This is a genomic window from Thermoflexibacter ruber, assembly GCF_900113045.1.
GTDB classification, from domain to species: domain Bacteria; phylum Bacteroidota; class Bacteroidia; order Cytophagales; family Thermoflexibacteraceae; genus Thermoflexibacter; species Thermoflexibacter ruber.
On record NZ_FONY01000023.1, the window covers coordinates 21,231 to 33,371 of the forward strand.

Sequence of the window (12,141 nt, forward strand, 5' to 3'; positions counted from 1 at the left end):
TTTTGTTACTATTTTCTAAATAAAACTCAGTGAAATCAATTTACCATGAAAATATGCGTCAGTCAGAGGTTTCCTCTTTGGGGGAGGCTATAGATGCATATTTGAAGGCATACAGGCTCAAAGACCGTTACCAAGAGGCAGGCATTGTAGTTTCTTGGACAGAGTTAATGGGGGCACCTATTGCCCGCTATACTCAACGAATTTTTATTAAAAACAAGACTTTATTTGTAGAGATTTCTTCTGCGCCCCTCAAAAATGAACTATTGATGTCCAAGAATCAAATCATTAAAATATTAAATCAAAACGCCGGGGGAAACTTAGTAGAAGAAGTTATTTTTTTATAAAATTATACTAACTAAATCCACAAAAATTTGAAAACAGATGAATTCAAATAACTATGTAGTTATCATGGCAGGCGGAGTAGGTACGCGTTTCTGGCCCTACAGCCGAGTTACCAATCCCAAGCAATTCCAAGATATGTTAGGCATTGGTCAAAGTCTTATTCAAATCACCATAGAAAGATTTAAAAATATCTGTCCTGATGAAAATATTTACATTGTTACCAATGCCGACTATTACGGCTTGGTAAAAAAACAATTACCTCAATTAGCAGACGAGCAGATTCTTTTGGAACCTACCATGCGTAATACTGCCCCATGTGTCGCTTACGCTTCGTATAAGATTCAGAAAAGGAATCCCAATGCCAATATCGTAGTAGCACCTGCTGACCAGATTATTCATAAGTTAGATGCTTTTACAGAGGCTTTGCTGACTGCAATCAATGCTGCGGCTACAGAAGATGTATTACTGACCTTAGGCATACAACCCACACGTCCTGACACAGGTTACGGATACATCAAAGTGGCTGATATGGAGTCTCTTTCTAAGGTGAAAAAGGTAAAAACCTTTACAGAGAAACCTAATTTAGAATTAGCTTTAGAGTTCTTGGAAAGTGGAGATTATGTATGGAACGCAGGAATTTTTATTTTTAATGTCAATACGATTACAAAAGCATTTAGGCGATACCTACCTGACATACACGGTATTTTTAATGAGTTGAAAGAAGATTTTTATTCTCTTAAAGAGGAGGAGAGCATCAAAAAAGCCTACTCCCAATGCCATAATATTTCCATAGACTATGGTATCATGGAAAAAGCGGATAACGTGTATGTTGTGCCTTGTGATTTGGGTTGGTCTGACCTTGGTACATGGAAGTCTCTCTATGAGCAGTCCCCAAAAAATAAAGACGGTAACGTGTTAAGTGGAAATATCATGACTTATGAAACTGCTAAATCTATTATCAAAACTCCAGAGGATAGATTAGTAGTGGTGCAAGGATTGGACAACTACATAGTAGCAGAGTATCAAAATGTTTTGTTGATATGCCAGAAAGACCAAGAGCAGAGGATAAAACAATTTTTAGATGATGCTATCAAACAAAAGGGAACACAATTTTCATAAAATATGCTCCTTTAATTTTGCTCTTTTAAAAAATATACCTAACTTTGCGGTCTTAAAATTCGGGTGCTTTGAGAAAGTTCAAAGAATTTGATATAGATTTAGCTGGCTTAGCTAACAAACAGCATGATTATCAGTATGTTGTAGATGATGCTTTCTTTGCTTTGTTTGAAAATAGTTTAGTAGAAGTAGGTAAGTGCGGGGTAAGCATTGCGCTAAATAAGACTGAAACTATGCTGATTTGTGATTTTGATATTAGCGGTTCTATTCGGCTTACTTGTGACCGTAGCCTTGAATTGTTTGATTATCCTATAAAGAGTACAGAACAGATAATTTTTAAGTACGGAGATGAAGCAAAAGAACTTTCTGATGAGATAATCATTATTCCGAGAGAACTTACTACGCTTAATCTTGCGCAGTACATTTATGAGTTTATCGGCTTATGTGTACCAATAAAAAAGTTACACCCAAGATTTATAGAAGAAGATTTAAGCCAAGAAGGGGACGCAGATGAAGATATTTTAGTATATTCATCTACTACAATTTCCTCTGAGGAAGATGACAGTGAAAGTTCGCAAGGAATTGACCCGAGATGGGAAGATTTAAAAAAGTTAATCAAATAAAAAATTAGTTGGTAATAAAATTATTGAGCATATATTAATTTGTTGTAACAATGGCACATCCCAAGAGTAAGATTTCGAAAACGAGAAGAGATAAACGCAGAACACATGATAAATGTACGCCTGCTACTATTGCCACTTGCCCTACTACAGGTGAAGCACATCTATATCATAGAGCGCATTGGCATGAAGGAAAGTTGTATTACAAAGGAAAAGTAGTAATGGAAAAAGAAACTACTACTACAGATTCTGAATAGAACTTAATTTGGTGTTTTCATAGTTGTTTTTAGTTTTGAAAAAGGGGGAATCTTTATGATTCCTCTTTTTTTTGGCTATCTCGATTGATGTATGCTGGTTTCTGCTCCAATAAAAAAATCCTGAACAGCTATCAAAGATTTGATAGCTGTTCAGGATTTTATATTTATTATTCATTCATACTCCTTACATTCCAGGGTCTGGAAGCATAGGGGTAGAGAGCATTTTAATCACGAATGGAACTTTATCTATCAGAATGTATAAGATAATTAAGGAAAAAAGTATCACTTGAACCATTTTAAGTTTAGCAAGCGATAAAAATGCCTCCAATAGATGTTGGATATCTTCACCATCGGTACCATGGATAAGTCGAAAATACTTCGCTACAGTGAGCGTTAGCAAACCAATAATGACGTACATGGAAGTAACTGCCAATTCATAAACCATGTCAGACCAATCCACCTCCATATCGGGGTAGAGAAAAGCGGTAAGGTAACTCAGTAAATTAATGACACCATATACAATAGCGATTACTCCTGCCCAAGTCATTCTTGTAGCTACTTTTAGGATAACCTTATTTTCTTCTGCATCAAATTCGTATTTTTGACCGTGCATATTATTTCATTTTTTGGGTGATAAAATCAAAATTTGTTGTATCTACATCAATAACGGGCTAAAACTACAAATCTTAAAACAATAAATCAACAAATTATAAGATTGTTTTAAATTTTTTAAACTCAATGTACTAAAAACTCTTTTGCTTAGCTACTTTTTGATAAAAGTTGTTTATCTTTATCTTATTTAAATCTATTTTTTATGAAGTTCATAAGACTTTTTACAATATTTCTATTTTATATGAACAGCCTGATAGCCCAACAAAGCGATATTGCTGTTTTCAAAAATGGAACGGCTTTTTTGGTCAAAAAAATGCAAATCAATGCAGAAAACGGCACTGCTATATTGCCAACCCTACCCCAAGCTACTTTTGGAACGCTGTGGTTCTTAGCGGACAATAACGCAATTAAGCAAGTAAGCAGTTTTACAGAAGAACTGAATACTTCGCTTGTCATTACTAATGTAGCCGATATGCTTAAAGCTAATCAGGGGAAAAAGGCTATTTTTGTTTTTGATAATAATGTAAGTGTAGAGGGCGTATTGGAAAGTGTGTCAGGAACAGCCGTGTTGATTCGGACAAATGCTGGAAAATATTATACTAATGATGCCCAAAACTGTAAATCCGCAGAGTTTTCTGAAAAACCTAATACGCTTTTAACTCAAAAAGAAAATAAAAGGATAGTAAAGTTAGAATTTGCGAAAAAAAATACTTCCCAACCGCTGCAAATGATGTACTTGGCAAAGGGGCTTTCTTGGGTGCCAAGCTATCATATAGACCTGCTCAATGAAACCCAAGCCAAAGTTACGCTTCGGGCTACTTTGATGAACGATTTAGAAGATTTGGAAAATGCCAACCTAAATCTGGTAGTAGGTGTACCTAATTTTGCTTATAGCTACTTATCATCTCCCCTTGTTTCTACCGAAGGGGTCGTTACTTTTCTCAATCAACTAAACCGTTACAGTAACCAATACTATGGTGGGGGGGGGAGAACGGGAGCGGTAAGCAGAGGCGATATAAGTATGCAGTCTTTTTCAAATGTGATGAGTAGTGATGTAGAAGGAGAAGACGAAGACTTACCGAGTATTGAAACAGAAGGTAAGCAATCAGAAGATTTTTTCTTTTATCAACTAAAAAATGTTACGCTAAAAAAGCAAGGTAGAACCTTTCAAGATATTTTACAGCAAAGCACTACTTACGAGCATTTGTACGAAGTAAATCTCAATAGTAACAACACAAGCAGCTACACCAATCCGAACGAAAGCACTTATGAAAACATCAGTTTGGTAAAGCATGCCGTTATGATAAAAAATGAGTCCAAATTTCCGTGGACTACGGGAACAGTACTGCTCACTAAACTACTTGATGGAGTAGCCCAGCCTATCAGCCAAGACAAGCTAAACTATACTCCCGTTGGCGGGAAAGTAAAGATTCCACTTACCGTCGTTTCTGATGTATCCGTAAAAGATAGCGAAAAAGAGGTAGATAGAAAAGTAAATATCAAACAAAAAGATGGCTATTTTTATGATTTAGTAACCGTAGAGGCAAAAATAGAAGTTAAAAGTTTCCGAAATAATGCTATTGAGTTGAAAATCAATCGTAGTTTTACAGGAGAGGGTTTGAAATGCAATATTGCATGGAATATTCAGAAATTGGTAAGCACTAATAGCTATAACTACAATGCTTTGTCAAGTGCAGAGTGGAAAATAAAATTAGAAGCAGGGAAAAGCGAAACAATTACCTATCAATATCAATTTTATGTTAGGAAATAGTTAAATTTTAATGAAGTTTTGTAACTTTGGTCTTAGTAAAATCAATCAGATATTGTTATTTTCAGATTATGGGATTAAATATGAAATTATTAAATTTTAAAAAGCTAAAACTACCCAGACTGCGACTTATTCGGACAGACCCTTTTGGCAATGTCATATTGTTAAAGCGTGCTTTGATAGGAATGTTGGCGGTAGTTACTTATAGCAGGTTCAATATTGTCAATAAGTTGAAAATTGAAGGAACAGAGTACCTCATGGATTTGCCTGACAAGAATGTGATGTTTATTTCCAACCATCAGACTTACTATGCAGACGTGATGGCTCTGTACCATATATTTTGTAGCGTAAAGTGGCGTTTTCGCGATACGGTACGCTATCCTATTTACTTTTTGCTTCCAAGAGCCAACTCCTATTATGTAGCGGCAGAGGAAACGATGAAAGACAGTGGACTGATACCTAAGATTTTTTCTTATACTGGTGCCGTAACTGTAAGGCGTTCTTGGAGAGCAAAAGGGCAAGAGATACAACGCGGTGCGGATAGAAAGGCACCAGAGAAAATACAAAAAGCATTGGAATATGGCTGGGTAGTAAACTTTCCTCAAGGTACTACCAAACCCTACGCACCTGTGCGAAGGGGAGTAGCACACTTGATTAAGGAATATAATCCTATCGTTGTTCCTGTAGTGATTAACGGATTTCGCAGAGCATTTGATAAAAAAGGCTTAAAGTTTAAGAAAAAAGGCACAACACTTTCTGTGAGATTTAAACCCCCTATTCGCTTTGACGATAGTTATACTTTAGACCAGATTCAGGAAGAAATTGCCAGATTGATAGAGCAGGAGCCTGAGAGAGCCAAGATATTTAGCACTACCGAACCTTCTATCCAAGCAGAAAGTTAAGATATGCACGCAAATACTGCAAGGCTGATTTCTGTGTTACTTCACCCAGCACTCATACCAACTTATGTTTTTTCTGTTATATTCTTTTTTGCTCCTTCTTTGATTGCGTATAAAAGTGAGCAGAAACTTGCCTTATTAGCCATGATTTTTCTGCTCACTTTTATTTTTCCTGTGCTAAGTTTATTCATCTATTACAAACTACGTCTAATCTCGTCTTTATCAATAGTAAATCGCCAAGAAAGAATCTTGCCTTTTCTTACCATTAGTATTTTTTATTTGGTGATTACCTACTTTTTTTCTACTCAACCGCATATTTTCTCTTTGGTTGGGCAGGTCATGTTAGGGATTACTTTGGTAGTAGTTGCGGTAGCTATTGCTACATTTTTTTACAAAATTAGCGTACATAGTGCGGGAGTAGGAGGGGCTGTAAGTATTTTGATGGGGCTTCAATATTTATATCCTCAAGAGTATTTTTTGTATCCTATTATTTTATGGATTTTTCTTTTGGGTTTAGTCATGTCTGCACGTCTTGCCTTAGAGGCACATACTTTTGATGAGTTAATCGCTGGTGTATTAGTAGGTTTAGGATTACCTATTATGGCTTTGTTTCTTTGAAATAGCTATTGAGCCAATTTCCAATACCTTCAGAAGTAAGCACATGGTCTATGGCAGTTACGTGCATAGCGGCTCTGGGCATAGTATCTATAAAACATTCACTTGGCTCTTGTACTATAGTAATCCCACCGCTTGCTCGTATTGCTTTCATACCAAAAGCTCCGTCTTTGTTTGCTCCTGTGAGTAAGATGCCTACCATGTCTTCTTGGAAAACTTCGGAGGCAGAGAGGAAAAGTACATCTATAGAGGGACGCGAATACTGCACCAATGGGCTGGAGGAAAGTGTAAAACACAAATCAGGCTCTACTACTAAATGATAATTGGCGGGGGCTAAGTAAATATGTCCACCCTGAATTGCCTCTCGGTCTTGTGGCTCTACAACAGGGGTGGTAGTAGAGTATTGGAGTACATCTTTCAAACCTGAGGAGGTGTCTGTTTGCAATCTATGTAGGCAAATCATCACTGCACTATTTGCTGAAACAGCCACTTTCTCCAAAATTCCTTTAACAACCTTGATGCTTCCTGCTGAGCCTCCTATGACAGCTACTTTTCTAATCATTCTTTAACTACCTTTTTTTTATGCTGAATAATAATGAGTAAGTCCTCGATAACGTGATGTAAATAATGCAGGCAAGCCTCACTTTTCACAAGGTAGTTATAAATACCTTCTGCCTGAAGTTCAGCTATTAACTCTATGCTTCTCTGTGCAGAAACAACAATAATTCTGATATTTTCATTAAAAGCCCTCACTTGTCTAATCAAATCAATGCCTTCCATATCAGGCAAAATTAAATCTGCAATAACGATTACAGGGTTTTCATGTAGTCTTTCTAACATACTTTTTCCGTCAGGAAAGATAACAAGGTCTATGTTTTCCCTTTCGGTTAAGGTTAGCTTGAGCAACATTCCTTCTGTGCGATTATCCTCTATGACAAAAATCTTGTAGGTATTTTCTGTATTAGTGTGTTCCATGTATCAATGGGAATGAGGTTGTTAGAGCAAAGTTAAATAAATAATTTTACTGAGGCTAATTTTTTACTGACTTCTGGCAACGCGAAAGCCTATATTATAACCACAATAAGAGGGATTGCCATTGAAGCGGCTGGCGACGCGATTTTTTTCTGCCGTATCGTGCCAACTTCCTCCACGTACTACTCTGCTAATGCCACTTTCCGCTCCTTTGGGGTTTTGGATAGGGCTATTGAGGTAATATTCGCTATCATACCAATCGGCACACCATTCATATACATTGCCGCTCAAGTCATATATGCCTAACTCGTTAGGTCTTTTTGTGCCTGTGGGATAAGTACCTTTGTCTTGCGAAGAGCCTATGTACCAAGCTGTTTCGTCTATATTATTGCTACCGCTATATTTATAGCCTTTGCTTTGCAGTCCTCCACGAGCCGCAAACTCCCACTCTGCCTCTGTCAGCAGGCGATAGGGCTTTTTAGTTTGCTCGGAAAGCCAATTACAGTATGCCATAGCATCATTCCAACTTACGTGAATTACAGGATGGTCGTATTCGCTCTCAGGTCGCAAATTTCCTCTTGCATCATGCCGCCATGTAATTCCTTTCATATTTTTCCAACTACCTGTATAGATGTAGCTTTTGCCTGTCTTTTCTGCTTCAGTTTGGTAGTTAGTTGCTTCTACGAAAGATTTGAACTGAGCAACGGTAATTTCAAACTTGCCAATAAAAAAATCATCTACGCTGACTTCGTGGATATTGACCTCATCGTCTTTAGCTTCAGGGTCTTTGCTTCCCATTTTGAAAGAGCCTCCTTTGACTTTTATCATTTCAGGAAGCAGCGGGACGAGGTCTTTTTTGGGCTTCCCTGTAGCTTCTGAAATTTGTGTGTCAGTGGATTTGGTAGGGACGGAATCTGTTTTTGAGTTATTTTCTAACTTATCTATTTTTCCTTGATTGCCATTGAGTTTTTCTTTACTTGTGGTATTGTTTTCATTTATCTGATTTTTTGACCGCTCATCAGTAATGATACTTGCAGAGTCTTTGGTAGAGTTTTGAATAACAGAATCCTCTCTTGCTGTTTCTTTTTCAGCTACTCTGCTCCCACAAGCCCATAGTAGAAATAACAAGGCAAAGAAAATGGCTTTACACGTAATATTCATTGGAAGTTGCAAGTCAAAAAGATGAATACATCAAAATTAGTATAATTAACAATTTGCAGGGGGTGATGACCTATGGCACGTTAGGTTATAGTACAAAGGTAAGGGAAAAAATATTTAACTTGCTATTTTCTATGCACGATTATTTGTAATTCTCCAATAATTACAAAGGATTTCTTGGCTATGTCCCAAAAAATCCTTTTTTGCGTCTATAAGATTACTCAAATCCTTTTTAATCATCTATATCGTCAATTCCTTCCAGATTTCCTCTGCCCTTGCCGTCTCGCTTAGCAATACGCTGAAGGAGCATGGCTTTGAACATTTTTTCTGCTCGATACAAAGAGGCTAACTGCCTTACATTGATAACTTTGAGAAATTCTTGTTGGTATTTTCGTTCCAAGACAATTTCTTTTTCCCTGATTTCCAATATCTTGTCCAAGTCTTTACGGAGTTGGTCATCAGACTTGTTGTTGAAGCCTCTTTGCAGTTCTCGCTGTTGTTTTTTCAATCCCTCTATTTCTTCAGTATATTTGTTATATACTACCCAAAACTGCTTTGACTGCTCAGAAGTGAGGTTCAACTGTTGAGTAATTAGTCCTACTTTTGCCGCTTCTATTCGCTCTTTGATTTCGCCTCCCTGCGCACAGAGTCCATGAACGGAGGTAGAAAATAGGATAGATAGCAATATATAATTCAGTAATTTTTTCATCATCTTCACTTGGTTTAACTATGTTTTCAAATATTTCTTACTAATATCTCGTTCCCCTTTTGCTTGGCTTAGGGAAAATCAGAGTTCTATCGGGCTACTTACAATAAGTCTGCTATTTCCTCTACATCAACATCATCACTTAAAATTTCCTCTTCCAAAAGGAACTCCTCCTCGTCTTCTAATTCTCCATTCGCCAAATAAAAACTTACCAAGTCATACTCATGAATCTCGCTTTGGAGTAAATATTCTTTGATTTCTTGGGTAGAAAAATCCAAACTTGTCAAAGTTACGGATTTCTCTTGATTTGGATTCATAAAAGTTACTCCTGCTACCAATAAAATCACTATGGAAGCAATTATTAGGGCATATTTAGGTTGTAAATACAAAGTCCAAATAGGTACTTTTTGGGACTGCTGAATCCGCTTGTTCACTTTTTGAGGCAAATTCTCAAAATACTCCTTAGGCGCATCAAAAATGCTATTTACCTTATCAGATTCATCTAAATAAAATTGCTTTTTCATTTCTTTTATCTGTTTAAAACTTATAATTCCTGCGATAGCTGTTCCTCTATTTTCTTGACTGCGTGGTGATAGGAAGCCTTTAATGCCCCTACCGAAGTCCCCAAAACCGCAGACATCTCCTCGTAAGTCATGTCGTCAAAATACTTCATATTAAACACAAGTCGCTGTTTATCAGGTAAAGTAAGTAAAACTTTTTGGAGCTTTACCTCTATTTCTTCCCCTGAAAAGTACATGGATTTACTGGATATATATGTGTTTAATTTCTGTGCCAGTTCCTTTTTTACATCGTGAATTGGGAGTAGGAATTTGCGTTTTTTCTTTTCTAAAAAAGTTAAACATTCATTACTTGCAATTCGATATAGCCAAGTAAATAACTGTGCCTCTTCGCGAAAGTTTACCAATCCCTTCCAAACCTTGATAAAGACCTCTTGCAGAAGGTCATCAGTATCATCATGGTCAATGACCATATTGCGAATATGGTGGTAAAGTCGCTCTTGGTACTTGCGTACTAAGAGATTAAAAGCATAATTTCTGCTTTCCTCATTTCTAAATCTGGCAATTAAGTCCTTATCTTCCAATTCATTCTGATTTAATTGGCTCTTATTTTTCTGCTCGTTTTGGCGAAATTGTGCTTGCTTAGGGATTTCTTGACTTTGCTCTTTGCTCATATTGGCACTTTTTTTTATTTGTCAGTTTGACTAAACAAAAGAACGAAGGTTTAATCAAAAATGAATTTTCTTTTCATTGTTTATCTGGCTTCACTTTTCCCTAAGCAAATGTTTTTTAATTTTATCTTAAAAATAGCGGATTATCAGTAATTTTAGTGCAAAACTTAATAAGTAGGGGCAAAATCTTGCCTTAAGATTTGGCGTTCTTGATAGCCATTTTGCCTTCTTTTCTCCAAAGATTCTGTCCCTACGAGTGCTGTTTTTTACAATTTATTAATAATCAATATGTTGGATTTCTAAATATATGCGTAATCGTATTTGACTATCAACTGTTAGAAAGTTGCGTTTTCATAACTATTTGTCTTGTGGTGCTGAATATTTTACAATGTCAATACCAATGCCATTAGGGTCTTCAATGGCGAAATGCCTGTCGCCCCAAGGTTCATTGCGGATTTCTATTTTTATCGGCACACCCTTCTTTTTAAGGTCGTTGTAGATGTTGTCCACATCATCTACTTCAATAGTCAGATACATTCCTTGCCCCAAAAAAGGTTTGTGGAATAAAGGTTGCTGACTGGGGTGGTTGGGAAGCAAAAAACTAATTTCTGCTTCGTGGTTTGGGGTGTGTAATAAGAGGTAGAACTCATTTTCAAACGTTACCCCGAAACCTAAATCGTTGGTATAAAAAGCCTTGCTTTCTGCCAACTTTGTGGTGATAATTCCTGCGTTTAACTTCATTTTGTTCTGATTTTTAGTTGTTGAACTTGATTGTGAAAAAGCATTTGCCGTTAAGCAAACCATTGTTAGAATTGTAAGTATTCGTTTCATCATTCTTTGTTTTGATTTACGATACAAAATTCAATTAAATCAAGCCTCAAACCTTGTAAAAAACGGACATAATCATCTACCAAACGCTTTGCTTGGGGTTACTCCATAAAAATTCTTAAACTCTTTTATAAAGTGGGCTTGGTCGTAATATCCTACATCAAAAAATAATTTGTTCTGTCGCAGACTTTGTTGCGAAGGCTTGGCACGAAGAATATTTTGAAAACGAACCACTTTTGCAAAAGTCTTAGCCGTATCACCTATGTAGTATTCAAACAGTCTGCGAAGCTGTCTTTGACTTATGCCCGTGTCTAAGTCCTTTTCAATATTGATAACTCCAAACTCATTAAGAATTTTTCCAATTGCATTGTAGAGCCTGCTGTCGTTGTCAAAAGTAATGTCTTCAGTTAGATTGATAAAATAACTATCAAATGTTTTTTGTATTTGTTCTGGCGTTAATTGATGATGAAAATTATCAGCAATGAAAGTTGACACTCTGGGAACTACATTGCCCAATTGTTCAAAACGATTACTCAATTCAGAAGCATTAACCCTGAAAAGTTGCGGGAACATTGTTGGCAAGAAACGAACTCCTATGTAATGAAATGAGTTGTCAAGCGGGAACTCCGTGAACTTTTTACAAAATCCCATTACAAAACTGTCTCGGGGATTGTTGAGTTCAAAAAAGATGTCAATACAACCGTCAGCTACCACACGATAAATAAATGGTTCAGAAAGTATCTCGGTCGTTTTAAGTTGCCAATAACAATAAATATAGTTTTGCAGTCTTATGTCGGGCAGAAATTCCGAATAGGCTACGTTGTCAGCCGATTGTTTAACTGTCGGTTGAATGGGTTTGTAAAGTTGTCGTATGTCAGCCGATGTTTTCAATATTTGCGGTGTCTTTGTAGTATAAAAAAATTATAATCAGTAGTGTTTTTCGTTTACGACAAAAGTTCACAGATGGCATTTGTATCTTTTTCAGGTTGCTCTTCTAATGAAAAATGTCTGCTTGTTTCAAGTTTACACTTACTTAATTATCTGAATAATTACCTCTTT

The 12,141-nt window shown here is 36.5% G+C and carries 16 protein-coding genes; 7 read left to right on the forward strand and 9 right to left on the reverse strand.

Annotated features, from left to right (window positions below; all coding sequences use genetic code 11):
- The first annotated feature begins 29 nt into the window (after window positions 1-29).
- The 4 genes from BM141_RS13190 (at window position 30) to rpmF (ending at window position 2,335) form a co-directional block, all read left to right on the forward strand.
- A complete protein-coding gene (locus tag BM141_RS13190) occupies window positions 30-344 on the forward strand; it encodes a DciA family protein (RefSeq protein ID WP_091546251.1) in 315 nt (104 codons plus the stop codon).
- A 37-nt stretch (window positions 345-381) separates the two neighbouring features.
- A complete protein-coding gene (locus BM141_RS13195; RefSeq protein ID WP_091546255.1) occupies window positions 382-1,461 on the forward strand; it encodes a mannose-1-phosphate guanylyltransferase in 1,080 nt (359 codons plus the stop codon).
- A 68-nt stretch (window positions 1,462-1,529) separates the two neighbouring features.
- Window positions 1,530-2,081 (forward strand): YceD family protein, encoded by a 552-nt coding sequence (locus BM141_RS13200; protein ID WP_091546258.1) that lies wholly within the window; start codon window positions 1,530-1,532, stop codon window positions 2,079-2,081.
- A 50-nt stretch (window positions 2,082-2,131) separates the two neighbouring features.
- Window positions 2,132-2,335: a 50S ribosomal protein L32 gene (gene rpmF / locus BM141_RS13205; RefSeq protein ID WP_091546260.1), complete on the forward strand. Its 204-nt coding sequence runs from the start codon at window positions 2,132-2,134 to the stop codon at window positions 2,333-2,335.
- Between the two features lie 184 nt (window positions 2,336-2,519).
- Here the strand turns inward: rpmF and BM141_RS13210 are convergent, their stop codons facing one another.
- Window positions 2,520-2,948 carry a hypothetical protein gene (locus BM141_RS13210; RefSeq protein WP_091546263.1) on the reverse strand — a complete coding sequence of 143 codons (429 nt, stop codon included), beginning with the start codon at window positions 2,946-2,948 and terminating at the stop codon, window positions 2,520-2,522.
- Window positions 2,949-3,149: 201 nt separating this feature from the next.
- Between BM141_RS13210 and BM141_RS13215 the strand changes: the two genes are divergently transcribed.
- The 3 genes from BM141_RS13215 to BM141_RS13225 all read left to right on the forward strand — a co-directional run bounded on the left by BM141_RS13215 (window position 3,150) and on the right by BM141_RS13225 (window position 6,232).
- The gene (locus BM141_RS13215) at window positions 3,150-4,718 is read left to right on the forward strand and encodes a DUF4139 domain-containing protein (protein WP_143090924.1); all 1,569 of its coding nucleotides are present in this window, start codon (window positions 3,150-3,152) and stop codon (window positions 4,716-4,718) included.
- 80 nt (window positions 4,719-4,798) lie between these two features.
- The gene (locus BM141_RS13220; protein ID WP_091546270.1) at window positions 4,799-5,617 is read left to right on the forward strand and encodes a lysophospholipid acyltransferase family protein; all 819 of its coding nucleotides are present in this window, start codon (window positions 4,799-4,801) and stop codon (window positions 5,615-5,617) included.
- Between the two features lie 3 nt (window positions 5,618-5,620).
- Window positions 5,621-6,232 carry a hypothetical protein gene (locus tag BM141_RS13225; protein ID WP_091546273.1) on the forward strand — a complete coding sequence of 204 codons (612 nt, stop codon included), beginning with the start codon at window positions 5,621-5,623 and terminating at the stop codon, window positions 6,230-6,232.
- Here the strand turns inward: BM141_RS13225 and BM141_RS13230 are convergent.
- The 8 genes from BM141_RS13230 to BM141_RS13265 form a co-directional block, all read right to left on the reverse strand.
- Entirely contained in the window at window positions 6,213-6,791 is a 579-nt protein-coding gene (locus BM141_RS13230; RefSeq protein WP_091546276.1) for a chemotaxis protein CheB, read from the reverse strand. The genes BM141_RS13225 and BM141_RS13230 overlap by 20 nt on opposite strands.
- Complete coding sequence (locus tag BM141_RS13235; RefSeq protein ID WP_091546279.1) at window positions 6,788-7,204, reverse strand: response regulator; 417 nt, start codon at window positions 7,202-7,204, stop codon at window positions 6,788-6,790. The genes BM141_RS13230 and BM141_RS13235 overlap by 4 nt, the downstream gene beginning before the upstream one ends.
- A gap of 63 nt (window positions 7,205-7,267) precedes the next feature.
- Window positions 7,268-8,362 carry a formylglycine-generating enzyme family protein gene (locus BM141_RS13240; RefSeq protein ID WP_091546280.1) on the reverse strand — a complete coding sequence of 365 codons (1,095 nt, stop codon included), beginning with the start codon at window positions 8,360-8,362 and terminating at the stop codon, window positions 7,268-7,270.
- Between the two features lie 229 nt (window positions 8,363-8,591).
- Window positions 8,592-9,071: a Spy/CpxP family protein refolding chaperone gene (locus BM141_RS13245; protein ID WP_091546287.1), complete on the reverse strand. Its 480-nt coding sequence runs from the start codon at window positions 9,069-9,071 to the stop codon at window positions 8,592-8,594.
- 95 nt (window positions 9,072-9,166) lie between these two features.
- On the reverse strand, window positions 9,167-9,589 hold the full coding sequence (locus tag BM141_RS13250; protein WP_091546289.1) for a hypothetical protein: 423 nt from the start codon (window positions 9,587-9,589) through the stop codon (window positions 9,167-9,169).
- A gap of 20 nt (window positions 9,590-9,609) precedes the next feature.
- Window positions 9,610-10,167: an RNA polymerase sigma factor gene (locus tag BM141_RS13255; RefSeq protein WP_091546443.1), complete on the reverse strand. Its 558-nt coding sequence runs from the start codon at window positions 10,165-10,167 to the stop codon at window positions 9,610-9,612.
- A 444-nt stretch (window positions 10,168-10,611) separates the two neighbouring features.
- Complete coding sequence (locus BM141_RS13260) at window positions 10,612-10,995, reverse strand: VOC family protein (protein WP_091546292.1); 384 nt, start codon at window positions 10,993-10,995, stop codon at window positions 10,612-10,614.
- Window positions 10,996-11,157: 162 nt separating this feature from the next.
- Window positions 11,158-11,973, reverse strand: coding sequence for an AraC family transcriptional regulator (locus BM141_RS13265; protein ID WP_091546294.1), 816 nt, complete (start codon window positions 11,971-11,973; stop codon window positions 11,158-11,160).
- Window positions 11,974-12,141 lie beyond the last annotated feature (168 nt).

What these genes read in the sequence shown, in the direction of transcription:
- BM141_RS13235 (WP_091546279.1), bottom strand. Translation starts at nt 7,204, where the DNA reads ATGGAACACACTAATACAGAAAATACCTACAAGATTTTTGTCATAGAG.
- BM141_RS13195 (WP_091546255.1), top strand. Translation starts at nt 382, where the DNA reads ATGAATTCAAATAACTATGTAGTTATCATGGCAGGCGGAGTAGGTACG.
- BM141_RS13245 (WP_091546287.1), bottom strand. Translation starts at nt 9,071, where the DNA reads ATGATGAAAAAATTACTGAATTATATATTGCTATCTATCCTATTTTCT.
- BM141_RS13240 (WP_091546280.1), bottom strand. Translation starts at nt 8,362, where the DNA reads ATGAATATTACGTGTAAAGCCATTTTCTTTGCCTTGTTATTTCTACTA.
- BM141_RS13260 (WP_091546292.1), bottom strand. Translation starts at nt 10,995, where the DNA reads ATGAAGTTAAACGCAGGAATTATCACCACAAAGTTGGCAGAAAGCAAG.
- BM141_RS13215 (WP_143090924.1), top strand. Translation starts at nt 3,150, where the DNA reads ATGAAGTTCATAAGACTTTTTACAATATTTCTATTTTATATGAACAGC.
- rpmF (WP_091546260.1), top strand. Translation starts at nt 2,132, where the DNA reads ATGGCACATCCCAAGAGTAAGATTTCGAAAACGAGAAGAGATAAACGC.
- BM141_RS13250 (WP_091546289.1), bottom strand. Translation starts at nt 9,589, where the DNA reads ATGAAAAAGCAATTTTATTTAGATGAATCTGATAAGGTAAATAGCATT.
- BM141_RS13210 (WP_091546263.1), bottom strand. Translation starts at nt 2,948, where the DNA reads ATGCACGGTCAAAAATACGAATTTGATGCAGAAGAAAATAAGGTTATC.
- BM141_RS13230 (WP_091546276.1), bottom strand. Translation starts at nt 6,791, where the DNA reads ATGATTAGAAAAGTAGCTGTCATAGGAGGCTCAGCAGGAAGCATCAAG.
- BM141_RS13225 (WP_091546273.1), top strand. Translation starts at nt 5,621, where the DNA reads ATGCACGCAAATACTGCAAGGCTGATTTCTGTGTTACTTCACCCAGCA.
- BM141_RS13220 (WP_091546270.1), top strand. Translation starts at nt 4,799, where the DNA reads ATGAAATTATTAAATTTTAAAAAGCTAAAACTACCCAGACTGCGACTT.